This window comes from Pseudomonas nabeulensis, from assembly GCF_004682045.1.
In the GTDB taxonomy this organism is placed as follows: domain Bacteria; phylum Pseudomonadota; class Gammaproteobacteria; order Pseudomonadales; family Pseudomonadaceae; genus Aquipseudomonas; species Aquipseudomonas nabeulensis.
The window spans coordinates 31,270-53,498 of record NZ_QUZT01000038.1 but is presented as its reverse complement, the minus strand read 5'-3'; the positions used below and the strand labels follow the sequence as shown (position 1 = coordinate 53,498).

The following is a 22,229-nucleotide window of genomic DNA, read 5'->3' as shown; positions in this document are numbered from 1 at the left end:
CATGTCGAACTTAGTGACCAATGCTGGACACGCCCATGTCGATGACCATGGGCACGATGACCATCACCACGACTCGGGGCCGATGACCGTTTTCGGTTTCTGGCTCTACCTGATGACCGACTGCATCTTGTTTGCGTCGATCTTCGCGGTGTACGCGGTACTGGTAAACAACGTAGCGGGTGGCCCGTCGGGCCACGACATCTTCGAACTGCCTTACGTGCTCGGCGAAACCGCCTTGCTGTTGTTCAGCTCGATCACCTACGGCTTCGCCATGTTGGCCTTCTACAAGGGCAACAAGAAAGGCGTACTGAGCTGGTTGGCACTGACCTTCCTGTTCGGCCTGGGCTTCATCGGCATGGAGATCAACGAGTTCCACCTGCTGATCTCCGAAGGCTACGGCCCGCACCGTTCCGGCTTCCTGTCCGCGTTCTTCACGCTGGTAGGCACCCACGGTCTGCACGTAACTGCCGGCCTGCTGTGGATGGCGGTGATGATGTATCAGGTCAATAAACACGGCCTGACCAACACCAACAAGACTCGCCTGAGCTGCCTGAGCCTGTTCTGGCACTTCCTGGACGTGGTCTGGATCTGCGTCTTCACCGTTGTTTACCTGATGGGGACCCTGTAATGGCTAATGCACACTCCCATGACCATGACAGCCATGATGCGAGCCACGGCAGCGTTAAGTCCTACGCTATCGGCTTCATCCTGTCGGTAATCCTGACGCTCATCCCGTTCGGTCTGGTGATGTACCCGACCCTGCCTAAGTCGATCACCTTGATGATCGTGCTGGCATTCGCGGTGATTCAGGTTCTGGTTCACCTGGTGTACTTCCTGCACCTGGATCGCTCGAAAGAGCAGCGCGATAACGTGATTGCGTTCGTGTTCGCAGGTCTTGTGATCCTGCTGTTGGTTGGCCTGTCGATATGGATCATGTTCAGCATCCATACGTTCATGATGGCGAAGTGAGGTAAGACCCGATGTCGCTTAAGCACTTTATCCAAATCACCAAACCGGGGATCATTTTCGGTAACGTGCTTTCTGTGGCGGGCGGTTTCTTCCTGGCCTCCAAGGGACATGTCGATCTGGCCATCTTCCTGGCTGCAATGATCGGCACATCCCTGGTGGTAGCTTCCGGATGTGTGTTCAACAACTGCATCGACCGTGACATCGATATCAAGATGGAGCGCACCAAGAACCGCGTGCTGGTGCAGGGCCTTATCTCCCTGAAACTGGCACTGGTCTACGCGACCATCCTGGGTGTTGCCGGTGTGGCGTTGTTGTACAAGGTGGCCAACCCGTTGGCGGCGCTGTTCGCCGTGATCGGGTTTGTCATCTACGTCGGTCTCTACAGCCTGTACCTCAAGCGCAAGTCGGTTCACGGCACGCTGGTGGGCAGTCTGTCGGGGGCGATGCCGCCGGTGATTGGTTATGTGGCTGTAACCAATAGCTTCGACATGGCCGCGCTGACGCTACTGGTGATGTTCAGCCTGTGGCAGATGCCGCATTCCTACGCCATTGCGATCTTCCGCTTCAATGACTACCTGGCTGCGTCGATTCCGGTATTGCCGGTCAAGCGTGGCATCCAGGTGGCCAAGAAACACATCCTGCTGTACATCCTGGCCTTCCTCGTGGCGACCTTGATGTTGACCTTCAGTGGCTACGCCGGCATGAGCTACCTTGCCGTCGCCGCTGCCATGGGCATGTACTGGTTGTACATGGCCTGGACCGGCTACAAGGCGGTGGATGACACCGTCTGGGCGCGCAAGCTGTTCGTGTTCTCGATCTTCACCATCACCGCGCTCAGCGTGATGATGTCCCTGGATTTCCAAGTGCCGAAAGAGCTGTTGCTGACCTACGCTCACTGAGTGTCACAGCGATGAAAAAGCCCCGCCTTCGAGAGAAGCGCGGGGCTTTTTATTGGGCGGCGATTTAAATCACACGCTGTTTTTCTCGTCATACCCCTCTGTACGAGCTGTGCGAATCCATCACCCCCTACAAGGAGTTGCCCCATGGTCAGCGTTAGTCGTCGGTCCCTTCTCGCCCTGGGCGCAGCCCTGCCGCTATTGGGGCGCCTCGACTGGGCCGTCGCGGCACCGCCGCCGGCAAACACTGACACCGTGCTGCTCAACTACAACGAAAGCCCCTATGGCCCGTCTCAGGCTGCACGCGAGGCCATGCAGCGGGGCATCGCGACGTCTGGGCGCTATCCGTATCAACACATGTACGCCCTGGCCGGCCTGTTTGCCCGGCAACAAGGGATCGCCGAAGAACAGGTGGCCGTGTTCGCCGGCTCCATGGCGGCCCTGCGTTACGCGGTGCTGGCGTTTACCAGCGACACCCGCGGCCTGGTGATGGCCACGCCGTCCTACGAAGTGCCGCGCCAGGCTGCCGAATCGAACAAGGCGCCAGTGCGTGAAGTGAACCTCAACCCTGACCACGCCCACGATGTACCGGCCATGCTCGCCGCCGATCCTCAGGCCGGCATGCTCTACCTGTGCAACCCCAACAACCCGACCGGCACCGTCACGCCGCTGGAGGCGATCCGCCAGGCCTTGGCCAACAAGCCCAAAGGCAGTGTGCTGGTGGTGGATGAGGCGTACATCGACTTTGCCGATGTGCCCAGCGTGGTGAGTTGGGTCAAGGACCATGATGACCTGCTGGTACTGCGCACCTTTTCGAAGATCTATGGCATGGCCGGTGCGCGCCTGGGGTTGGCGATCGGCCATCCGGCGCTGCTGGAGCGGCTGGCAGTGTTTGGTGGCGACAACGTACCGGCGGGTCCCACGTTACTCGCAGGCTTGGCCAGCCTTGAAGACGTGAAGGTGTTGCCACACCGCAAGGCGCTCAATACCCAACTGCGGGATGAAACCCTCAAGTGGTTGAGAGGCCGAGGCTTTACCTGCACGGCGTCCCAGGCCAACTGCTTCATGATCGACGTTAAGCAACCGGCGGAGCAGGTGGTCGACACGCTGGCAGCGCAAGGCGTGAGGGTCGGGCGGGTGTGGAAAGACTGGCCGCAGTGGGTGCGGGTGACGGTGGGCAACAAGCAGGAGATGGCGCGGTTTCGTGAGGTGTTTGCAGCGCAGGTCAGTTGAGACAACACAAAACAACTGTGGGAGGGGGCTTGCCCCCGATGGCGGTGCATCAGTCACACAGTTGTTGACTGACACTCTGCTATCGGGGGCAAGCCCCCTCCCACATTGGGTTTAGCTGTGTTGCTGAGAATGAGTTACTGCAGCGCGATGCTGTACCCCTCAAACGCACTCTGCTGTTGCAACGCAGTGATCACACTCTTGCGGCTCAGCGGCTGCTCGGTGCCGGCGTTATCCACAAAGCTTTCAACCTCCAGCTCAGCTTCATCGCCTTCACCCACAAAGCTGAAACCCAGGAATTCGAACGCCTCACGATCCACATTCAGTTTGGAGCGGGGCGTGCGCAGCGGCAGGGTGACGCTGATGCCATCCTTGCTGATCACAAACACTTCGGCTTCTTTCTTCGGGCGGGCGGCCTTGCTCTTGCCCGAGCTTGGGTTGCTGATGGCCTGGTGGCTCTGGTTCAGCACCTTCAAGGCCAGGCCGTAGACCAGTTCCTGGAACTCGGGGTCGTCCTTGAAGCTGGACAGGATGCGGCTGATGGAGAACTTGCTGCTCAGGTCTTCCAGGGCGGCGTTATCAGCCGCCTCGGCGTCCTTGAGTTGCTTGAGCTGGCCCATCAAGTCGTAGGCCTTGTCGTCGTCGAAAGCATCGTGGGCCTGGCGGATGGCAACACGCAGTTCGCGGATCTGGTCGCTTTCCTTGGAGGTGTGGAACGCGTCCAGCACCATCTCGCTGATGATCTTGGCCGCTGGCACATGCTGTGAAAGATTGATGGCGTTTTCGTATTCAGCTTTGGACGGCAAGGCGACTACGGATTCTTCGTGGTGGGAATCGGACATTGAAATTTCACTTCAGTAAACGAGAGACAAAAAAGCGTCGGGCATTTTCAGGGGGGAGGGGGATCAGGTCAAGGCAGGCGCCTTGTCAGTAGTGATAGCGGCACATCAGGATCTGGACTTCATCATCCTCGATGCCATACACCAAACGATGCTCTGCCGTTATTCGCCGAGACCAGAAACCACTTAGATTGTGTTTGAGAGGTTCAGGCTTGCCGACGCCGTCAAATGGATCTCTTTGAATGGCTTTGATCAGCAGGTTTATACGCTTGAGTCCCGCTTTATCGTTCTGTTGAAACCAGAGATAGTCGTCCCAGCCCTCGGGGGTAAAGAGTATTTTCATTCTTCAATCAACCGCCTTGGCTTGGCTTTACCGGCTCGCAAACTGTTGATTGAGTTTATTAGACGCTCGGCGTTTTTGGGCGAACGCAGCAAATAGGCCGTCTCTTCAAGCGCATTAAATTCTGATAACGAAATCATCACTACCGGCTCGCCTTTTTGGCGGGTTAGCAGCAGCGGAATATGATCTTCGTTAACTCGATCCATCGTTTCAGACAGATGAGCACGGGCATTGGTGTAGTTGATGGTTTCCATGATGTCGTCCTCGTTTGAAGAGTGAAACGTACAGAAATACGTACATGTCTTCAAGCGGCATCTTATCAACGGTCAAGCGCATTCAGCTGTTTTAGGCACGCTTCGAGAATATCCAGACCCTCCTCCAGCACCGCAGCCTCAATGGTCAACGGCGCCAACAAACGAATGATGTGCCGCGACTTGCCGCTGGGCATCAGCAGCAAGCCGGCGTCTCTTGCCAGGCTCAGCAATTGGGTCAACTGCTTGGCCGCTGGCGTGCCGTCTGCGTTTGCCAATTCGATGCCGCGCATGGCACCGACGCCGGTCAGGCGGCCCAGGTAGGGGGAGATGCCTTGCGTGCGCCACGCTTGATAGCGGCTGACGATGGCTTCTTCTTGTTGCGAGCCCCAGGTGTTCAGGTGTTCGTCGGTCATCGCATCCAGGGTGGCCAGCGCCGCCGCACAGGCAATGGGATTCCCGGAATAGGTGCCGCCCAGGCCGCCTTTGGGCAGGTTGTCGAGCAGTGCCTTGCGCCCCACCACCGCTCCCAGCGGCACGCCGCCGGCGATGCTTTTACCGAGCAGGATCAAGTCCGGCTCAATCCCCAGGCGCGAAAAGGCAAAGCGCTGGCCGGTACGGCCGAACCCCGATTGGATTTCATCGGCAATCAGCAGGATGTTTTTCTCATCGCAGAAACGTCGCAGTGCCTGGGCGAACTCGATATCCAGCGCCAGGAAGCCCCCTTCACCCTGCACCGGCTCGATGATGAAACAGGCCACGTCTTCCACGTCGATTTCCACGCTGAACAGGCGGTCCATGGCTTTCAGCGCTTCGGCACAGGTCACGCCGTTATCGGCACTGGGGTAGGGCAAGTGATACACCGGGCCAGGCAGTACACCGACCTTTTGTTTGTAGGGCGCAACCTTGCCGTTCAGGTTGAGGGTGGCCAGGGTCCGACCATGGAACGCCCCGTCGAAGGCGATCACCGCCGTGCGCCCGGTGGCTCCGCGCACGATCTTCAAGGCGTTTTCCGCTGCTTCCGCGCCACTGTTGGTGAGCATGCCGCTGACTGGGTAGTCCACCGGGATGAACGTAGCCAGGCGATTCATCAGGTCGATGTAGGGCGCGTGAGGCGCGGCATTGAAGGCGTAGTGGGTGAGCCTGGTGGCTTGGTCGCGTATGGCCTCGACCACACCGGGGTGGCAATGCCCCAGGTTAAGCACGCCGATACCCCCGACAAAGTCGATATAGCGTTTGCCCGTGGTGTCCCAGACCTCGGCGTTTTTACCGTGGCTGAGGCTGATGGGGTGAACGATGGAAATCGACTGGCTGATGGTGTCGTGGCTCATGAATCTCGGACTCGGCAATGACGGGCGTCTTTTTATCTAAGCCGGGTGCCCGCTGTTGCCGCAAACGAAATAAAGTCGCCGGGTCATTCCAAATCGGAAGGGCAGCTCACTCCGATACCCCGTCCTTGCCCGCCGCCTTGGCGCGATACAGCGCCTGGTCGGCACGTGCCATCAAGGCGGCGGGGGACTCACCCAATTGGCGCTCGGCCACGCCCAGGCTCAGGGTCACGCTGAAATTGTCTTGCACAGGCATCTCCCTCAGCGCCTGACAAATGCGTTGGGCCACCGTCTTCGCCATTTCCAATGAGCTTTCCGGCAATATCACCATAAATTCATCGCCCCCCCAGCGGGCCAGCAAGTCATCGGGGCGCACGCAGCTTTCCAGGCATTCGACCACCCGCACCAACGTCTGGTCACCCACGCTATGCCCGTGCTGGTCATTGATCGGCTTGAAGTCGTCGATATCCATGGCGATCAACGCCAGGGGCAGGCGAAAGCGCTGGGCCCGATCACATTCCTCCAGCAGCACCTTTTCCAGGCGATAACGGTTGGCGACCAGGGTCAGCGCATCCCGCTCCGCGAGCGAGCGGTTCTCGTCCAGTTGCAGCTGCAACTGTTGATTGACCCGCGACAGCTCACGCGTACGCTCGGCCACCAGGGATTCAAGGGATTTGTTGCGCCGTTCCAATTGCTCGATGGAGTTTTTACGTAGATCGATGTCACGGTGCGCACCCACCATCCGCGCCACCGAGCCGTCGTCATTGCGTGCAATGACATAGCCACGGTCTTCGATCCACAAGTAGCTGCCATCCTGTTTACGGCAGCGGTATTCGATTTGGTAATGGGGCGCGCGACGGTTGATGTAGTCATCAAACAGCGTCATCACTTGGGGGTAATCCTCGGGATGGATCACGTTCTCCCAAGTGAACACAGTGTTTTCCAGGGAGTGGCGGGGGTAGCCCAGCATCTCGTACCAACCCGGGTTGCGGTAGACGAAACCGGTGTTGGCGTTCCAATCCCAGATTCCATCGCTGACCAACTCCAGCACGGTGTGCAGCATGTCGGCGTTGAGGTGGGAAAAGTCATGGTGCAACGGGCTATTGCCGGGAATATCGTCCATCTGCGCGCTCCTTGCCTGCAACTGGCGTCCAAGGCCAGTCATGAATTGACGCCGATACTCCGTGGCTGGCGCTACTGTACAACGCGGTTGGGGCGGTTTGAATAGGGCAGATGTGCGGCTTTTGGGAGGTGGCAATAGGCTATTGCCGCGTAGTGGACTCTCCCGTTCTATCCCTGACCACTCAATGCGTCAGGCCATTGAGGGGCGTGTACCTGAATCGGGTATCAGTCGAACCTCTACCCGTTGGCCAAGTGCTCTTGCTGCGCTTGCCAAGGTCGCCAAGGTCATGCCTGAATCATTCTGATCAAGGGCACGGTCTACCGCGGTACGGCTGGTGTGCATGCGCTCGGCCAGCGCCTTTTTGCTGATTTTTTGAGCCTTCATCGCCTCTGCCAATTGCCAGGCGATAACCCGTTTCAGTGCTCCGGCGGACACCTCTTCGCTGAGCCCGTCGTCATTGAGAAAATCATCGAAGTTGGAGCCGATATGTTTGTTCATGGCGTATCCCTCATAACTTGCTTTTGCGACGCCTGGCGGTATCGAGTTCGACTTTGGGTGTTTTCTGACTCTTTTTAATGAAACCGTGCAGTAACACCATCTCGCACTCAACCAGCGTAAAAATGACTCGCGCAATGTTGCTACCAAGAAGGGTTCGAGTCTCCCACAGCCGGTGCTCCAGTTTTCGAACCAAGGGCATTCCGTAGGGCCATCCGAACTGGACGGACTTGATGTCAATGCCGATGAGTTTTCGGTCCTCTCTCGGCAGATCCATCAGCCATTCACGTACTGGCTCGTTGCCTGTTTCGGTTCTGTAAAACACTACGTTCAATACGGGCTGTATGTCGTTCACTGGCGAGTGTACCAAAATAGGTTCAATAGACCATCGGCGATTAATAGAGCTTTTCGCAAAAGTTGAGGACGAGTCAGGGGAAGGCAGCGCGAACGCTGCCCTCTACAGCCGGGTTAAAGAATATTTCCGCGGCCCAGACTGTCCAGACCGCCCCCACTGCGCTGGCGTGTCCGATCAGTGGGTGCGGCGTTTTCGGGCTCAACGATGGCGGGGGTGTCCAGGCTGCGTTTTTTACGAGCCGGGGAGGGGGCTTCGTTCGAGGTGTCGGTGGGAGTTGGGTAGACAGGCGTGCTGGGTACTGGACCAATCATCGTGGCTTTCCTCTGAAAGTAAGGGATCGCCGTTGATAACGGGCAGCGAACTGCTTCGTTATCAAGGCGAGCGAGCAACTTACCGAGGGCCTGCCAAGACCGCTTTAAACGCTTGGCATCAAGGTATGACGAGCGATCAGGTGTGCGAGTCGCCATCCACCTTCGGCACCGTAAACCGGAACTCACTGCCACGGCCTACTTCACTTTCAGCAACGATTTTGCCGCCATGGGCCTGCACGATGCCTTGGGTGATATACAGCCCCAGGCCGCTGCCAGTGGGGTTGTTTTCGGTCTGTGTCCAGTAGCGATCGAACACGTGGGGCAACTGCTCTGGCGCAATGCCCTCACCGGAGTCGCGTACCGAGAACACAATCTCCTCCCCATTGCTCATGGCGCTGATGCCGATATTGCCCTGGCGCGGGGTGAACTTGATGGCGTTGCCGATCAGGTTCGACAGCACCTGGAACAGGCGCTCCGGGTCGGCATTGATCTGCAGGCCCGGCTCGGCGTTGAAGGACAGGTCGATGCCTTTCTCCATCGCCAGCGGCGCGAGCAGGGAATAGGCTTCTTCGAATATCTGGCTCACATCCAGCGCCACTGGCTTGACCACATAACGCCCGGCCTCGATTTTCGAGGTGTCGAGCAGGTCTTCCAGCAGGACGTTCATCCGGCCGGCGGCCTGTTGCATGGTGTCGATGGCCGAGGAAATCCGCCGTGAAGTATGTGGGCCATCGGAGCTGAATGCTTTTTGCATCATGCCGCACAACATGGAAATCACGGTCATCGGGTTACGCAGGTCGTGGGACACGACTGCCACCAACTCATCACGCGCGCGCACGGCTTGTTGCTCGCGCAGCACCTGGCGGGCCAGGTCGTTTTCCAGGGCCGAGCGGCGCAGGTCGTTGGCGGCGAAGCGGTCACCATGGCTCCACTTGGTGGAGATGCCGGCCATTTCCACTTTCCAGATTTCAAACGAAGTGCGTGGGCGGAGGCGCAGACCTGCGTCGGAGGTTTCCAGGTCCAGCGGTTTTTTCGGATCGCCGCTCCAGTTGATGCTCTCCTTCACCTCCGGACGGAACCACAACACGCCGTTATCCACCGGCTTGGGCAGGCTCATGGCCAATACACCGCTGGCCACTTGTTGGTATTCAGCCGCTGGTGGGTACACCGAGGTCAGGTTGTGGCTGGAAAACACCGGCTCGCCGCTTTCCTGCAGCCATTTGTGCAACGCACGGATCTGCGCCGGCTCCGGGCAGTTGCCGTAGCGGTGCAGTTGTTTGTCTTCGATGATCGCCACGCCGCCGGACAGGGTCAGGTCCATCAGCAATTGGCCGCGTTGGGCCAGGCCATCGAATACGTTTTCCTCGGAGGCTTTCATCGCCTGGTCGAGCAAGGCCAACGCTTCGACTTTCTCTTCACGCTGACGGCTAAGGTCCAGGGCTTCCATGGCGCTGATCTGCAACGACAGCACCTGGCCGATGGTCTGGCAGGCGGTGCGCAAATCGTTCGGCACCAACAGCGGCTCGCGGTTGCCGCAACTGATCAGGCCCCAGAGTCTGTCGCCCTTCATCAGCGAGATGCTCATGGACGACAACACGCCCATGTTCTGCATGTACTGGCAGTGAATCGGCGACACACTGCGCAGGGTGGCAAAGCTCAAGTCCAGCGGTTGGTCGATGTCCGGGCGCAGCTTGGGCAACAATGGCACCGGCTCATACGCTGCATTCGGGATGATGCGCAGCCAGTTGGTGCGATACAACTCGCGGGCCTGTTCCGGGATGTCGGACGCCGGGAAGAACAATCCGTTGAACAGCTCCATGGACGGCGCCGATGCTTCGGCGATCACCTGGCCGTGGCCTTCCTCTTCAAAACGGTAGATCAACACACGGTCGTAGCCGGTCATGGCCTGGATTTCAGTCACGCTGATTTCGTACAGCGCTTGCAGGGTTTTCGCCGACTGCAAACGTTGCAGCATCTTGCCCAGGTCACTGGTGCGACCTTTCAGCGAGCGCGGGCGGAAGTCCTTGAGCAACGGTTCGAATTCCAGCACCAGTACATCCTGATGGCGATGCAGCAAGCCTTCGAATTCAGCACCGTTAAAGGTGACGTGCAGCGGTGGTGCGTCGATGAACGTGTTGGTCTGCGCCATCTCCTGCACGGCCTTGGCGTGCTCGGTGCCCACCAATGTCTGCAGCGGCTGATTCAGCAGCGCCTCGGGCGCATGGCCGAACAACGTACCGACGTTGGCGCTGACCTGAATGATCGTCAGGTCCGGCTCCGACAGGGTCAGCAGCACGCCGTGAGGCTGGATCGCCCCCGGAAAGCGGATCGGCTCGTCGGCGCAGTTGGCAAGCAGTTCTTCAAAGTCTTCGGGTTTCATAGCAATACCTCCTGGCTGTCGAGCCATTGCTCAAAGCAGCTGAATGTCGAACGGGCAGCCAGCACCGCGCGCTCTTTGGCGCAAGCGTCCAGCGGTTGGCTGCCGAGGTAGTCGAGAAAGTCTTTCCAGCGCCGTCCGGTCTCGGCGCCGTATACATTGAGAAACGCGCCGCCGTTGTCGGCATTTATATCCAGGCGCTGGGCCATTTCCCGGCGCAAGACCTGGCCGCCCAAGGTCGCGCCTTCCAACACGTACAGCGCGCCGAGACAGGCGGCGGGGGTGTCGAAGATCGGGAGTTCGGCGCAACGGGGCAGGGCGGTGATGGCGGCTTCATCCAGGCCCAAGGCATACAAGTCACCCAGCAAGGTTGGCGTTTTCACACGCAACACGGGGTCAAAGCCGTCGGGAATCAAACCGCTGTCAGACAGTGCCGCTTCCATCGGCGCATAAAACCCGTAATACGCCTGGAGCAAGCGCTGGTACCAGCCGGCATCCAGGCGCTCGCAGAAAAACGGCAGGCGCTTTTCCAGCGCTACGTGCAGCAGGGCAGTGCCTGTGCGTAGCGCTTCCAGCAATGAGGGCACACCAACGTCATGGGCCTGTGAATGCATTCAATAAGCTCGAACTGTGGGCCTCTCGGCCATGAATGACGCGTGGAAATGGGCGACGATTCTACACAGCTCAAAGCCATCAACAGCACGCACTTAGCGAAACGGCTGACCGGCGGATCAGAAAAGTCGCTCCTTGCTCATTAATGACCACTGGGATTGTTGCGAAGTTCGGTTTAAGTGATATCGCGACGCTATCAATGCATAGACGTACCTTGCTGGCCCAGCGCCGTTTGCACACACTCAATCAAATGTTCACTGCTCCACGGCTTGGGCAGAAATCGCACCGTACTGCCCAGTTGCGCGGCCAACTTGGCATTGCCGGACGTCAACAGCACCGGCACCGTCGGCCAACGGTGGGCCACCACGCGGCTCAAGTCATAACCATTGAGCAAGCCCGGCATCTGGATATCGCTGACGATCAGGTCCACCGGGTCATCGCCCCGCTCCAGGTAAATCATTCCTTCGTCCGCCGAAGGAAACGACGTCACCACCGCCCCGAAGTCTTCCAGTACATCCACCATCAACGAGCGAATGATCTCGTCGTCTTCCAATACCAAAATCGATGGCTGAGCCATGATCCTTACTCCTCCATCAGGGTTCATAGGGGTGGAGTAGAACACGTCTGTATAGGTTCGATTGGATGTACTCGAGGCGATGGGTGGTCATTTAGAGGGTGTTTTGCCCAACGTGAAACCATGACCTGTGTAGCCCCAGGCTGTGGACAAACAGGCATAATCGCCCGCTACACCCGCTGTGGAGCCCGCCATGAAGTACGCCTTGTTGACCCTCGCCCTGATCCTCACCTCTAGCCCCGCCTTCGCGGCGGGTGACGCCGAGGCGGGCGGCAAACTCTTCGCCAAGACCTGCGGCGGTTGCCACAGCATCGGCGAAGGCGCGCGCGGTGGCTTCGGGCCGCAGCTCAACGGCATCATCGGCCGAACTGCCGGCACCACCACCGACTATCAATACTCCGATGCGATGAAAAACTCCGGGGTGGTGTGGACCCGCGACAAACTCGCCGCTTATATCGAAGCGCCGAAGAAGGTGGTGAGCGGCACGCGCATGATCTTCTGGGGTATCAGCGACCCGGAAAAAATCGAAAATATCCTGGCGTACCTCGAAACCTTCCAGCCCAAATAGTCACTCGCGCACGTTCCTGAACAACATCAACCGCGCAGTTTCATGCAACCCCCGGGTGAGCCCCTGCAAGCGTTGAAACTCCTCTGGGTGCTGCGCCGCCACGTCCTCACGCGGGGTGTGTGACGCCAGGTCATGCAGGGTCGGTGAGCTGCCGTCGTGTTGCATCTGCAAGAGGAAGTGCTGGGTCACGCCGCCGATGATCGGGAAGGTGCCTTCACGCAATACCAGCGGCACCACCCGTTCACCTTCGGGTGCGGGCTGCTGGATATCGCGGCCCATCGCGCCATTGCGAAACGGCATGCCCGCCAGGCCGGCGACAGTGGGCAGCAGGTCGGCCAGGCCCACGGCCTCGTCGATAACTCGGGGTTTAAGGCCGGGTGCATGGATCAATAGAGGCACGTTATTACTCTCCAAACCCAGCTGTTCAAAGGCGGGGGCCATGTGCGGGATCTGGCTGATGCGCGTGTTGTGGTCGCCGAAAAACACAAAAATGCTGTTGTCGTACCAACCACCGGCCTTGGCGATGTCCATCAAGCGGCCGATGTTGTAGTCCAGCAACCGCACGGCGTTGTATTGCTCGACGCTGCGGGAACCGGCGGCCTGGACTTGCTCCAGGGTCACCTCTTTTATCTGGAAATCATCATTGTGCTTGGGGATGGTGAACGGGCGGTGGTTGCCGGAGGTTTGCAGGTAGGCGAAGAAGGGTTGGTCCTTGGGGACGGCGCGCAACAGTTGGTCGCCTTCCTTGAACAGATCCAGATCGGAAATGCCCCACACGTCCACCCGTGGCGAGCGCCAGTGGCTTTCTTCATACAGCTGCACGCCGTCGATGCTCTGGCGGATCAACGCGTTGATATTCGCCCAGCCGGCGTTGCCGCCGATCATGTAGAACTTCTGGTAGCCCTCGAACGCATTGATCAACGTGTGTTGCCGCGTGATCAGCGGGTTGCGCGTGGCCGTTTCCTGGCGGGTGACATCCGGCACGCCACTGATGCTGGCCCATACCGTCTTGGCGGTGCCGGTGACGGGCACGTAAAAGTGTTTGAACAACCAACTTTGCGTGGCCAACCGGTCCAGGTTCGGCGTGGGGTTCAGCGGGTTGCCGTAAGCGCCGACGGCACTGGTCCCGAGGGATTCAAGCATCACGAACACCACATTGGGCGGGCGCTCGCCAGGCAGTCGATAGGGCTGCACGCCTTGTTCGCGGATGAAATTCAACCGCTGCGCATCGGGTTGATCCACCCCGAGGTAGTGGGCGATTTGCGGGTAGTGCTCGCGCACCTGTTGTTCATCGAACTGCGATTGGCCGACCTTGAGGGTGTCGTACAAAAACAGCACCGGGTTCAGGCCCACGGCGGCCACCTGGCTGTTGCCGGAAAAGAACGCATCGCTCCAGCGCAGGGGCACCGGGTTTTCCAGGTTGAGGTGGGCGACGCGACCGAGCAGGGCCAGCAGCACGGCGGTGGTCCCCAGCACCGAGACGGACGCCAGCGTCCATTTACCGATGACAGGCTTGGGCTGGTCCAGGGTCAAGCGTTCCAGGCAAACCAGCGCCCACACCCACAGCGCCACTGCCGCCAGCCAGCACGCGGTTATCCACAGCACCGGGTAGGTTTCCCACACCATTTGTTGAGAAATCTGCGCGTCTTGCAGGTAACGCAATACCGTCGCATTGATGCGCACGCCGAGGTAGGCGTAGTGGCCGAAGTCGATGATGTACACCAGGCCGACCACGGCCAATGCCACGACCCAATACCCACGCGCCAGCCAGCGCAGGGCGGGCAGGGTGATGAGGTTCCAGCGTGGCAGCCAGGCCAGCACGGCCAGCGGTAGCAGCAGCAACACCGCCAGGCGCAGGTCGAACCGCAGGCCGATGCCGAGGGTTTCCAGCAAGTGTGGGGTGTTCAATGCCAGGCCTGAAAAGCCCACGACGAACACCAGCCGCAGTGCGGCCAGCAACACAAACACCAACCCGATCGCGCCCACGCCGTAGCGCAGGCGGCGTGATTGCAACGCACTCATTTTTTTCCCCATTCTTTAAAACGACGCAGATCCAATGTGGGAGCGGGCTTGCCCGCGATAGCGGAGGTTCAGTTGAAACAAGGGTGACTGATACACCGCTATCGCGGGCAAGCCCGCTCCCACAGTTTGAATTGCATTAATCCAGCGACTACGCAGTAGATCGCCAACAACGGATCAACCAGGTAATCCCAATAGTTCTCCGACGCCTTGAGCCGCAACGCAAACGCCAGCGTGCCCACCACCAGCATCCACACCGCCAGCGTATTGCGCAGTGCCAACATCACCAGCGCCGCCATCGCCACCAGCACAATCATTGGCCGAGGATTGAACCCCCAGCGGTATGGATCGACATATGTCAGGCCCAATGTCGCCGGGTACAGCACCAGGCACAGCCCGCCGAACAGCACCAGCATCTGCACGCGGTGAGGACGGCCCAGCGGCTGCACCACTCCCAACCGGCTCAACGCGGCCCACGCCAACAACACCAACGTGGTGATCGCCAAGTCATCGGTAAAACTGCGCACATACGCCGCCAATGGCAGCTCGTTGACCGGGACAAAACTCAGCGCCACCAACACCGGCAGCAACCATGGTCGCCACGGTGCGGTAAAACGTAGCGCACACAGCGCCACAAACCCCAGCAACACAAAACTCAAATGGGCCTGCCACAGGGCAACCATCACAGACGCTCCGCCAGCCAGGCTTCGTTGAAGCTGACATGTTTGATAAAGGTGTTATTCCACGAATACACCAGGTGATAAGTGCCGTCCGGGCTGCGGCTGAAATACGGGTACTCGTACTCGAAATCGCAGCCAGCGGGCTTGCACACGCGGTAATCCAGGTTGCTCAGGAAGCGTTGCTCCAACGGCAAGCGCCTGGCACCGCTGGAAGCGCGGAAGCCTTCGCCGATGATTTCCTTGTACACGTCCGGGGCGAACGGTTGGCCCAGCGGGTCGGGCGATTGGTCCAGCTCCACCACGGTGCGCCATTGGCTGAGCTGGGCGTCGGTGCCGTAGAGGCTGAGTTTGAAGCGGCCGTCTTGCAAGTCGTTGAGGGCCACCAGCAAGCCATCGTCTTGCGTGCCCACTGCCGCCAGCGATGAGTTGGGGTTGGCCGGTTCCAGCGGGTACGGCTCGCTCCAGGTTTGCCCGGCATCGGTGGTGCGGCTGGCCAGCACGCGGTGATGGGTGTTACCGGCATAACGCAACATCGCCACGGCGCGTTGGCCGTCCAGCGGCACAATGGTCGGTTGCAACGAATGCTTGCCCCGGCTGATGCGGAATTTATCGATCACCGCCCCATCGGCGCTCAAGTACAGGTACTCGGCAAACTTGCCCATGAACTCGTGGTACACCGGCAAACCGATGGAGCCGTCGGCATGGAACACCGGCGCGGCGCGCACCAGGGTGCTGATATTGAAGAACGGCGAGGTCACCAACTGTCTCGGCGCTGACCAACTGGCGCCCAGGTCGTCCGACACCATCACATTGATCGCACTGGCGGCCCAGCCGCCCACCGACACCGACACATAAAACATCCACAGGCGTTTATCCGGCGCCAGGGCGATCACCGGGTTGCCGAGCTTGCGGATATAACGCTGGGTGCCGTCGCGGGTGCTTTCCCGTGTGGCCAGCACGTGTTCTGCGCCCCACTCGCCGCTGTGGGCATCGAAGCGCGCGGTGCGCACCTGCACATCGGCGGCGCCTTCGCGGGAACCGGCGAACCACACCGCCATCAAGTCGCCGCCGGGCAAGGCGGTGACAGAGGAGGAATGCACAAAATCCGTGAGCTGCGTGGACACAAACCGGCTGCTGTACTGAGGCGTCGCGGCCACCTTGGCGGTGTTCGGGCTCACCTCGGCAAACGGTGCCAGCACATGGGGCGGGTGGCTGTGCCAGGCGGCGACAAACACCGCCAGCACGCTGACTATCAATAAGGCGGAGCGCATAGGAGACCTGTGGATAAAATAATCACTGCGCACGCTCGTCCGGCAGGCGCTTCCTGCGACCGGTGAGCATGGATAACGGCAGGTTGTCCCGCACCTGGATACTTTCAAACAGCGCGGCCAGCACATGGACACACACCAGGCCCAACAACACGTTGGCGGCGGTTTCGTGGATTTGCAGCGGCCAGTCGGCGCCCCACAGCGCGTCGACTTCTTCCATCAAAAAACCGCTGACGCCAATCGTGAGCAAGGCCAGCAACATCAACAGCATCACCAGCGCGCCAATCGGCGAATGCCCCAGGCGATGCTGCGGTCGACCCTTGAGCAGCGAACGCAGGTGGGCATTCAGCCGTTTGGGTGTAGGCCAAAAGTCTGCCCAGCGTGCGCTGCGTGGCCCGACAAACCCCCACACCAAGCGCACCAGCAGCCAAGCCATGGCGTAATAGCCCAGCCAGACATGCCAGCTGTCGCCCGCTTCGTTAAAGAAGTAATTGGCGACAAAGACCCCGGCGATCGACAGATGAAACAGCCGCACCAACGGGTCCCACAGGCGCAGGGATTCGGCAGGCATCAGCCCTTGATCTCAGTCTTCACGGCTTTGCCGGTGACCGGGTCGTGGTAGATCTCGACCTTGCGCTTATCTTTGTCGAAGCCGTAGATCTCGTAGCAGTTGCCGTCGGTGACCTTGAACTTGTTGATGGTGTAGCCGTCGGCCTTGAGCTTGTCCAGAAAGGCTTTTTCGTCTTGCCATTGCGAGCGCTCGGCGGTGGTGCACTGCGGGCCAGCAAAGGCCAGGGGGCTGGCGAGGACCAGGGACAACAGGAGAATTTTGCGCATGGAAAAGCTCTCAGCAGAGGTGGGAGATTTCACAGTGCAAAACCAACCTTAGGGCAACCTTAGTTGGCAACGAGCCGTAACATCTTTGCCCGTGCGCTGTTGGCGAAACCCGGCATGATTTCGCCGTTTCCTACAGAGAACCTCCAATGCGCCTACTCCTTGTCGAAGATGATCGTGCCCTCGGCCAGGGGATCCGCGTGGCCTTGGGGGCCGAAGGCTATACCCTCGATTGGCTGCAAGATGGCGTCGCCGCCCTGCATGCACTGCGTACCGAATCGTTTGATTTGCTGCTGCTCGACCTCGGGCTGCCACGCCTCGACGGCCTCGGCCTGTTACAGCAACTGCGCGCCGAGCAGCACGACCTGCCGGTGCTGATTCTTACCGCCCGCGACGGCACCGCCGAACGCATCGCCGGCCTGGACGCCGGCGCCGACGACTACCTGGTCAAACCCTTCGACGTCGAAGAACTCAAGGCCCGCGTCCGCGCCCTGATACGTCGCAGCCAGGGGCGTGCGCAACCGCTGCTGGAACATGCCGGCATCCACCTCGACCCCGCCAGCCAACAGGTGCACTACCTGGGCGAAGAGATCATCGTCACGCCGATGGAATACCAGCTGCTGCATCAACTCATGGTGCGCCCCGGCAAAGTCGTGACCCGCGAGCGCCTGTCCCGCGCACTGTACGGCTGGCAGGACCGCGTCGAGAGCAACACCCTGGAAGTGCTGATCCATAACCTGCGCAAAAAGTTATCCACAGAGCTGATTCGCACCGTGCGCGGTGTTGGCTACGTGCTGGTACTCACGCCATGAACTCGGTACGTGCGCGCATCCTCATTCCCGTATTGGTGCTGATCCTGCTGGGCGACGCCCTGATCTGCTGGCTGGTGCTGCGCGACAGCCATCACGAAATCGAAGAAGTCTACGACGCCCAGCTCGCCCAAAGTGCGCGCCTGCTGCAAGGCGTACTGCGCCAGCGCGACCCCGGCGAGGCTGATTGGGAGCGGTTATACGAGGCCTTCGACCAAGCGATGAGTCGTGTGGGGGAAGAGGGCGTCGCCCATCCTTACGAAACCCGCCTGACCTTCCAGGTATGGCGCACCGACGGCCAACTGCTGGTGCGCTCCGCCGAAGCCCCCGTGTTGGCCGCACCGCCGTCGACCCTGGGGTCCCACGACCTGATGGACAATGGCAACGACTGGTGCGCCTTCCTCCTCGCCGACCCGCAGCAAGGCCTGCTGATCTGGGTGGGCGAGCGCGACGACATCCGCCAGGACGTGATCCAGCGCATCATGCGCCACACCCTCTGGCCCACGCTGATTGGCGTGCCGTTGCTCACGGTATTGATCTGGTTGTTCATCGGTTGGGGCCTCAAACCGCTGCGCGCCATGGCCTCGTCGATTCGCGGGCGCAATACCGAGACCTTGCAGCCCTTGTATCTGGCACCGCTGCCCAGCGACCTGGAGCCCATGCAAACCGCGCTGAATCGCCTGCTGGTCCAAGTCGATGAACTGCTGGCCCGCGAACGCCGCTTCATCGCCGACGCCGCCCACGAACTGCGCACCCCCTTGGCGATCCTGCGCATCCACGCGCAAAACGCCCAAAGCGCCGAGACTCCAGAACAACGCCGCGAGGCCCTGGACTTCCTGGTCAACGGCGTCGACCGCGCCACCCGCATCGGCAGCCAACTGCTGACCATGGCCCGTATCGAACCGCAACTGAACAACCCGGTGCGCAGCCGCGTGCAACTGACCGAACTGGTGCGCGAAGAACTCGCCGAGCTGGCGCCGTTGGCCATGGAAAAAGGCGTGGAGCTGGTACTGGAAGGCGAAGAAGACGTTTGGGTGCAAACCGAGCCTGTCGCGCTGGCGATTGCGTTGCAGAACCTGGTGACCAACGCGCTGAACTTCTCCCCTGCGGGCAGTGAAGTGAAAGTGGTGATTGGCGCCAATTGCCTGCGCGTGGAGGACCAGGGGCCGGGGATTGATGAAGCGGAAATGGGGCGCTTGTTCGAACGGTTCTACAGCCGGGGGAATGCCAACGGCGCGGGGTTGGGGTTGGCGATTGTGGAGATGATCGTGGGCAAAATCGGCAGCCGTTTGGCGCTGCATAACCTGGAGCGGGGTGGCTTGTGCGCACGTTTGGATTTCTGACCTGTCGCCAATACCCTGTGGGAGCTGTCGAGCCCAGCGAGGCTGCGAAGGGAGCGGCCTCGGTGCGCCGGCCCAACCGCAGCGCCGGCTTCAAACGCTTCCTGCAACTGGAAACCCTGGCCGATCCTGGCAAAAAACTCACCGTCTCGCGCACGGCAGGCAGCCAGGGCAAAGGGGTTTACTACAACTGCGGGCCGGTGATGAACACGTTCAGCCCGGAAAAGGCCAAGGTGTGTGGTGGAGTTTCAGTTCAAGGGTGAGCGCTGTGAACAGCATGTGTTTAATGTGACAGACCCGGCGCGACGGGTTCCGGTTGAAGGGGCGGGGAGTGAAGTGAAGGCGAGCTGATTGGCTATTGCGGCACACTGCATAGCCTCACATGTACACCGCTCAATGTGGGAGGGGGCTTGCCCCCGATAGCGGTGGTTCAGCCACCAGCCATATGCCTGACACACCGCTATCGAACGGCTGCATCTTGTTATTCACACCACAATCTCAAGCGTAGCCGCGAACGAATCCGGATTTTGCGCCCGGAATGATTGGAAGGTCTGGTACTTCCAACGCTCACCACCTAGGTCCTCATCGGTCGTATTGACTTCGCCGTAGTACCAATGCTCTGACTCAAAGATATCTCCGTCCTCGTCCTCATGCACAAAGCGAAAGCCAACCTCATGAAGCCCCGGCGGAACCGTCAGGCCCCATTCACTGGCAAAGCTTCGGTCCGTAATACGGGTTTGACGGAATTGCTCGTAGTCAAAGGGTTGCGTACTGCCCAGAAAGCGGCGTTTGTCCGTATAGACACAGACCTCGCTGGAGAACATATCGGGAATCATGATGTTGGCAACAACCCAGCATTCGGGAGCATCGACCGGTCTGGCCTCCAGCAAGTAGCTTGCCGCCCTGATTAATTGTTGAGCACAGTGAGCCAGGATTTCCGGCGTGGTTTGTTTGCCTTCGACGAGGGATTCGATCACGGGGATTTTTTCGTTTATGTATCCACGTTCCAGCGGTAGCTCTGAGTAGAAGCTGCCTTCGAAGCTGTCTGCCCAGCGGGTTAGGGCTTTGAGGCGTCTGGGGATATTGCGGAGTTTTTTGTTGGTCAGTGATAGTCGGCGCATGAAGGTTGAATGCTCTTTGGCTAATTAGTCGTGTGAGGTAAGGAACAAATCAAGATGAGTGGGCAGTTTTAGAGCACTTGCCTCTTCTATCTTGAGTATTTGTTCTTCCGTTAATTGATAGTCAAAGACGCAATCCTCAAGTTTTTCCCATCCCATGATTTCCATCAGGTCTTGTGTGGACAGAGGCAACACTTGTTCAAACGATGCAAAGTCTTCGTTAGGCAAAACACCCATGATTGAGTGGTTCATGGCTCTACCGTCCTTCCAGGCTTAGCTGGCTTTCGCTGTTTACCGGTCAAATGATCGAACTCACCGAGATGAATTCCGTGCTTGGTGTACTTTTCCACAGCGCCGTGTTGAGAATCCCATTCATAGATCGTCCCGTCGGGATCTTTCCATCTTGGGCGTTTGCCGCCTCCCTTCATTGGTGTTTTCGAACGAGCCCATCTGGCCTTTGGAAACGCAGCTAAAAGCTTTGGTTTAGGGTGATATGCGTGATCTCCAGCCCGAACACTCACCACCACATACAACGGCCGAACCCCCGACTCCACCGGGAACACCAGAATAAAATCCCGATACTCCGGCGGATAAACCGGGTTCACCAAAATTTGCGCGGCCTTCTCGTTCGGCGGATAAATCCAAATCACCGGCGCCTGAGGCGCAGCCTCCAATGCCGGAATCCCCAGGGTGTCACCCGGATCAACCGCAGGTGTCCAGATCAACTCCGCCCCTTCACCCAAATCCGCCACAAACCGTTCGCCACGGCGTTGAAACTGCACCACATCAATCATCTGCCACTCGGCGTTGTTGCCGGTGTAAAACCCATAACCCTTGAGCGTGCCGTCCTCCAACTGCTCAACCTGCAAACGCATCTGCGAACGCGCCCGTTGCATCGAGCGCAATTGCTCATCGGTGTAGAGCGCGCTATCTCCCAACTCCGATGGCCAGGCCAGTGCCACCAACCCCGTCAACAATCCCCCCACCACCGTCCCGACAGCGGCAGCCGCCGACTCCACCGCCGCCGTTCGCAAAGCCAGCTGCCCCAGACCAATGGGCAAGGCGCTACCGCTGATCTTGCGCAAGGCCACGGCGCCCTGGTCGTCCACCTCACGCCCACCCAACAGACAGAAATGGCCGTACTCCGTCACTAACTCCAGCGGTACGAAACCGATGGGATCGGCGTAGTGGGTGATGCCATCGGGCAGTTGGCAGGGTTTGGTGAAGACGCAGCCGGGAGGCTTGGTGGGCGTAGGTGTTGGGGCAGGGGGAAGGTCGAATGGCTGGATTTGCGCAGATTCAGGCCGCTGCGTCGGTTGCGGCTTCAGAATTTGTTGTTTGCGTTGTTGTTCTTCGGTGAGGGGGTAGGCGCGTTCTGACATGGTGGGCTCACTTCCGTGTGTGGGGGAGTAAGCCTATGGGCATGGGGGCAGTGCCCGGCGTCGGACTTTTTCGATGGTTTTCGTGGGAAAAGTCAGCTGGCTCTATCGTTCGCTGACGGGCGTGAGTGTTGCCTTTCAGTCAGAGACTACAGGTGAGTAGGACTGTTCATGTTTCTATCGATCCTTATTACGGTCGCGCAAAAAATCCGTTGGAAATGCCAAATGCTGATCCTCTACACAGTTTGGAAGAACCGCCCTGAAATATTCCGACTATGTCGAACTGTGGAATGGACGACGGTTGACGGATTGGCTGAGCTATCCGCGCATTCAGCTGAGGTGTTCAATTGAAGGGACGATTTCGGATTACCATGAGTCTAGGGGAGGTTGATGTAGTCGGTGAAGTGATGTGTTGGAAGTTGGGCCGGAGTCGGTTATTAGGTTTTCTAATTAGCGATCTAGCCCGTTTTTTTGGCGTGGTTTAACTCACTGGCTTTTCGTTAGGGCAAGCATT

General features: G+C 59.3%; 26 protein-coding genes. 8 read left to right on the top strand and 18 right to left on the bottom strand.

Features of this window, described 5'->3' with window-relative positions:
• The first annotated feature begins 1 nt into the window (after window position 1).
• From DYL61_RS19595 to ptaA, 4 genes are all read left to right on the top strand, one after another.
• Complete coding sequence (locus tag DYL61_RS19595; RefSeq protein WP_010206435.1) at window positions 2-628, top strand: cytochrome o ubiquinol oxidase subunit III; 627 nt, start codon at window positions 2-4, stop codon at window positions 626-628.
• Window positions 628-969 carry a cytochrome o ubiquinol oxidase subunit IV gene (gene cyoD / locus DYL61_RS19590; protein ID WP_010206434.1) on the top strand — a complete coding sequence of 114 codons (342 nt, stop codon included), beginning with the start codon at window positions 628-630 and terminating at the stop codon, window positions 967-969. Before DYL61_RS19595 ends, cyoD begins: the two co-directional genes overlap by 1 nt.
• Window positions 970-980: 11 nt before the next feature.
• The gene (cyoE, locus tag DYL61_RS19585) at window positions 981-1,868 is read left to right on the top strand and encodes a heme o synthase (RefSeq protein WP_105524231.1); all 888 of its coding nucleotides are present in this window, start codon (window positions 981-983) and stop codon (window positions 1,866-1,868) included.
• A gap of 144 nt (window positions 1,869-2,012) precedes the next feature.
• Entirely contained in the window at window positions 2,013-3,098 is a 1,086-nt protein-coding gene (gene ptaA, locus DYL61_RS19580) for a pyoverdine biosynthesis transaminase PtaA (RefSeq protein WP_135309692.1), read from the top strand.
• Window positions 3,099-3,232: 134 nt separating this feature from the next.
• Here ptaA and DYL61_RS19575 read toward each other — a convergent pair whose 3' ends face one another.
• The 10 genes from DYL61_RS19575 to DYL61_RS19530 all read right to left on the bottom strand — a co-directional run bounded on the left by DYL61_RS19575 (window position 3,233) and on the right by DYL61_RS19530 (window position 11,703).
• Window positions 3,233-3,937: a hypothetical protein gene (locus DYL61_RS19575; RefSeq protein WP_135309691.1), complete on the bottom strand. Its 705-nt coding sequence runs from the start codon at window positions 3,935-3,937 to the stop codon at window positions 3,233-3,235.
• Window positions 3,938-4,022: 85 nt separating this feature from the next.
• Window positions 4,023-4,277: a Txe/YoeB family addiction module toxin gene (locus DYL61_RS19570; RefSeq protein ID WP_135309690.1), complete on the bottom strand. Its 255-nt coding sequence runs from the start codon at window positions 4,275-4,277 to the stop codon at window positions 4,023-4,025.
• A complete protein-coding gene (locus DYL61_RS19565) occupies window positions 4,274-4,528 on the bottom strand; it encodes a type II toxin-antitoxin system prevent-host-death family antitoxin (protein ID WP_076949917.1) in 255 nt (84 codons plus the stop codon). The genes DYL61_RS19570 and DYL61_RS19565 overlap by 4 nt, the downstream gene beginning before the upstream one ends.
• A gap of 65 nt (window positions 4,529-4,593) precedes the next feature.
• The gene (locus DYL61_RS19560) at window positions 4,594-5,856 is read right to left on the bottom strand and encodes a 2-aminoadipate transaminase (RefSeq protein WP_135309689.1); all 1,263 of its coding nucleotides are present in this window, start codon (window positions 5,854-5,856) and stop codon (window positions 4,594-4,596) included.
• A gap of 106 nt (window positions 5,857-5,962) precedes the next feature.
• Window positions 5,963-6,976 carry a sensor domain-containing diguanylate cyclase gene (locus DYL61_RS19555; protein ID WP_135309688.1) on the bottom strand — a complete coding sequence of 338 codons (1,014 nt, stop codon included), beginning with the start codon at window positions 6,974-6,976 and terminating at the stop codon, window positions 5,963-5,965.
• Between the two features lie 189 nt (window positions 6,977-7,165).
• Entirely contained in the window at window positions 7,166-7,474 is a 309-nt protein-coding gene (locus tag DYL61_RS19550) for a helix-turn-helix domain-containing protein (RefSeq protein ID WP_135309687.1), read from the bottom strand.
• Between the two features lie 10 nt (window positions 7,475-7,484).
• Window positions 7,485-7,826 (bottom strand): type II toxin-antitoxin system RelE/ParE family toxin, encoded by a 342-nt coding sequence (locus tag DYL61_RS19545; protein ID WP_135309686.1) that lies wholly within the window; start codon window positions 7,824-7,826, stop codon window positions 7,485-7,487.
• A 447-nt stretch (window positions 7,827-8,273) separates the two neighbouring features.
• Window positions 8,274-10,517, bottom strand: coding sequence for an ATP-binding protein (locus tag DYL61_RS19540; protein ID WP_135309685.1), 2,244 nt, complete (start codon window positions 10,515-10,517; stop codon window positions 8,274-8,276).
• Window positions 10,514-11,128, bottom strand: coding sequence for a biliverdin-producing heme oxygenase (locus DYL61_RS19535; protein ID WP_135309684.1), 615 nt, complete (start codon window positions 11,126-11,128; stop codon window positions 10,514-10,516). Before DYL61_RS19535 ends, DYL61_RS19540 begins: the two co-directional genes overlap by 4 nt.
• 194 nt (window positions 11,129-11,322) lie before the next feature.
• On the bottom strand, window positions 11,323-11,703 hold the full coding sequence (locus tag DYL61_RS19530; protein WP_105697886.1) for a response regulator: 381 nt from the start codon (window positions 11,701-11,703) through the stop codon (window positions 11,323-11,325).
• A 190-nt stretch (window positions 11,704-11,893) separates the two neighbouring features.
• Here DYL61_RS19530 and DYL61_RS19525 point away from each other — a divergent pair, with 190 nt between their 5' ends.
• The gene (locus DYL61_RS19525; protein WP_135309683.1) at window positions 11,894-12,268 is read left to right on the top strand and encodes a c-type cytochrome; all 375 of its coding nucleotides are present in this window, start codon (window positions 11,894-11,896) and stop codon (window positions 12,266-12,268) included.
• Here DYL61_RS19525 and DYL61_RS19520 read toward each other — a convergent pair whose 3' ends face one another.
• From DYL61_RS19520 to DYL61_RS19500, 5 genes are all read right to left on the bottom strand, one after another.
• Window positions 12,269-14,290: an LTA synthase family protein gene (locus DYL61_RS19520; protein ID WP_135309682.1), complete on the bottom strand. Its 2,022-nt coding sequence runs from the start codon at window positions 14,288-14,290 to the stop codon at window positions 12,269-12,271.
• Between the two features lie 98 nt (window positions 14,291-14,388).
• A complete protein-coding gene (locus DYL61_RS19515) occupies window positions 14,389-14,970 on the bottom strand; it encodes a hypothetical protein (RefSeq protein WP_135309681.1) in 582 nt (193 codons plus the stop codon).
• On the bottom strand, window positions 14,970-16,238 hold the full coding sequence (locus DYL61_RS19510; protein ID WP_135309680.1) for a sialidase family protein: 1,269 nt from the start codon (window positions 16,236-16,238) through the stop codon (window positions 14,970-14,972). The genes DYL61_RS19515 and DYL61_RS19510 overlap by 1 nt, the downstream gene beginning before the upstream one ends.
• Window positions 16,239-16,260: 22 nt before the next feature.
• Window positions 16,261-16,806, bottom strand: a complete 546-nt coding sequence (locus DYL61_RS19505) for a cytochrome b/b6 domain-containing protein (RefSeq protein WP_135309679.1) — start codon at window positions 16,804-16,806, stop codon at window positions 16,261-16,263.
• A complete protein-coding gene (locus DYL61_RS19500) occupies window positions 16,806-17,072 on the bottom strand; it encodes a PepSY domain-containing protein (protein ID WP_135309678.1) in 267 nt (88 codons plus the stop codon). The genes DYL61_RS19505 and DYL61_RS19500 overlap by 1 nt, the downstream gene beginning before the upstream one ends.
• Window positions 17,073-17,218: 146 nt before the next feature.
• On the opposite strand from DYL61_RS19500, the gene DYL61_RS19495 reads away from it, so the two are divergent.
• The 3 genes from DYL61_RS19495 (at window position 17,219) to DYL61_RS19485 (ending at window position 19,481) form a co-directional block, all read left to right on the top strand.
• On the top strand, window positions 17,219-17,881 hold the full coding sequence (locus tag DYL61_RS19495) for a response regulator (RefSeq protein WP_135309677.1): 663 nt from the start codon (window positions 17,219-17,221) through the stop codon (window positions 17,879-17,881).
• On the top strand, window positions 17,878-19,221 hold the full coding sequence (locus DYL61_RS19490) for an ATP-binding protein (protein WP_135309676.1): 1,344 nt from the start codon (window positions 17,878-17,880) through the stop codon (window positions 19,219-19,221). The genes DYL61_RS19495 and DYL61_RS19490 overlap by 4 nt, the downstream gene beginning before the upstream one ends.
• 62 nt (window positions 19,222-19,283) lie before the next feature.
• Entirely contained in the window at window positions 19,284-19,481 is a 198-nt protein-coding gene (locus tag DYL61_RS19485) for a hypothetical protein (protein ID WP_238704591.1), read from the top strand.
• A 222-nt stretch (window positions 19,482-19,703) separates the two neighbouring features.
• Here the strand turns inward: DYL61_RS19485 and DYL61_RS19480 are convergent, their stop codons facing one another.
• The 3 genes from DYL61_RS19480 to DYL61_RS19470 are packed head-to-tail and all read right to left on the bottom strand — an operon-like array spanning window position 19,704 to window position 21,718.
• On the bottom strand, window positions 19,704-20,339 hold the full coding sequence (locus tag DYL61_RS19480) for a DUF3916 domain-containing protein (protein WP_135309675.1): 636 nt from the start codon (window positions 20,337-20,339) through the stop codon (window positions 19,704-19,706).
• A gap of 24 nt (window positions 20,340-20,363) precedes the next feature.
• Complete coding sequence (locus DYL61_RS19475) at window positions 20,364-20,588, bottom strand: pyocin S6 family toxin immunity protein (RefSeq protein WP_135309674.1); 225 nt, start codon at window positions 20,586-20,588, stop codon at window positions 20,364-20,366.
• Complete coding sequence (locus DYL61_RS19470) at window positions 20,585-21,718, bottom strand: colicin E3/pyocin S6 family cytotoxin (RefSeq protein WP_135309673.1); 1,134 nt, start codon at window positions 21,716-21,718, stop codon at window positions 20,585-20,587. Before DYL61_RS19470 ends, DYL61_RS19475 begins: the two co-directional genes overlap by 4 nt.
• Between the last annotated feature and the right edge of the window lie 511 nt (window positions 21,719-22,229).

Coding starts and splice junctions, on each gene's coding strand:
- DYL61_RS19595 (WP_010206435.1), top strand. CDS start 2: ATGTCGAACTTAGTGACCAATGCTGGACACGCCCATGTCGATGACCAT.
- cyoD (WP_010206434.1), top strand. CDS start 628: ATGGCTAATGCACACTCCCATGACCATGACAGCCATGATGCGAGCCAC.
- cyoE (WP_105524231.1), top strand. CDS start 981: ATGTCGCTTAAGCACTTTATCCAAATCACCAAACCGGGGATCATTTTC.
- ptaA (WP_135309692.1), top strand. CDS start 2,013: ATGGTCAGCGTTAGTCGTCGGTCCCTTCTCGCCCTGGGCGCAGCCCTG.
- DYL61_RS19575 (WP_135309691.1), bottom strand. CDS start 3,937: ATGTCCGATTCCCACCACGAAGAATCCGTAGTCGCCTTGCCGTCCAAA.
- DYL61_RS19570 (WP_135309690.1), bottom strand. CDS start 4,277: ATGAAAATACTCTTTACCCCCGAGGGCTGGGACGACTATCTCTGGTTT.
- DYL61_RS19565 (WP_076949917.1), bottom strand. CDS start 4,528: ATGGAAACCATCAACTACACCAATGCCCGTGCTCATCTGTCTGAAACG.
- DYL61_RS19560 (WP_135309689.1), bottom strand. CDS start 5,856: ATGAGCCACGACACCATCAGCCAGTCGATTTCCATCGTTCACCCCATC.
- DYL61_RS19555 (WP_135309688.1), bottom strand. CDS start 6,976: ATGGACGATATTCCCGGCAATAGCCCGTTGCACCATGACTTTTCCCAC.
- DYL61_RS19550 (WP_135309687.1), bottom strand. CDS start 7,474: ATGAACAAACATATCGGCTCCAACTTCGATGATTTTCTCAATGACGAC.
- DYL61_RS19540 (WP_135309685.1), bottom strand. CDS start 10,517: ATGAAACCCGAAGACTTTGAAGAACTGCTTGCCAACTGCGCCGACGAG.
- DYL61_RS19535 (WP_135309684.1), bottom strand. CDS start 11,128: ATGCATTCACAGGCCCATGACGTTGGTGTGCCCTCATTGCTGGAAGCG.
- DYL61_RS19530 (WP_105697886.1), bottom strand. CDS start 11,703: ATGGCTCAGCCATCGATTTTGGTATTGGAAGACGACGAGATCATTCGC.
- DYL61_RS19525 (WP_135309683.1), top strand. CDS start 11,894: ATGAAGTACGCCTTGTTGACCCTCGCCCTGATCCTCACCTCTAGCCCC.
- DYL61_RS19520 (WP_135309682.1), bottom strand. CDS start 14,290: ATGAGTGCGTTGCAATCACGCCGCCTGCGCTACGGCGTGGGCGCGATC.
- DYL61_RS19515 (WP_135309681.1), bottom strand. CDS start 14,970: ATGGTTGCCCTGTGGCAGGCCCATTTGAGTTTTGTGTTGCTGGGGTTT.
- DYL61_RS19510 (WP_135309680.1), bottom strand. CDS start 16,238: ATGCGCTCCGCCTTATTGATAGTCAGCGTGCTGGCGGTGTTTGTCGCC.
- DYL61_RS19505 (WP_135309679.1), bottom strand. CDS start 16,806: ATGCCTGCCGAATCCCTGCGCCTGTGGGACCCGTTGGTGCGGCTGTTT.
- DYL61_RS19500 (WP_135309678.1), bottom strand. CDS start 17,072: ATGCGCAAAATTCTCCTGTTGTCCCTGGTCCTCGCCAGCCCCCTGGCC.
- DYL61_RS19495 (WP_135309677.1), top strand. CDS start 17,219: ATGCGCCTACTCCTTGTCGAAGATGATCGTGCCCTCGGCCAGGGGATC.
- DYL61_RS19490 (WP_135309676.1), top strand. CDS start 17,878: ATGAACTCGGTACGTGCGCGCATCCTCATTCCCGTATTGGTGCTGATC.
- DYL61_RS19480 (WP_135309675.1), bottom strand. CDS start 20,339: ATGCGCCGACTATCACTGACCAACAAAAAACTCCGCAATATCCCCAGA.
- DYL61_RS19475 (WP_135309674.1), bottom strand. CDS start 20,588: ATGAACCACTCAATCATGGGTGTTTTGCCTAACGAAGACTTTGCATCG.
- DYL61_RS19470 (WP_135309673.1), bottom strand. CDS start 21,718: ATGTCAGAACGCGCCTACCCCCTCACCGAAGAACAACAACGCAAACAA.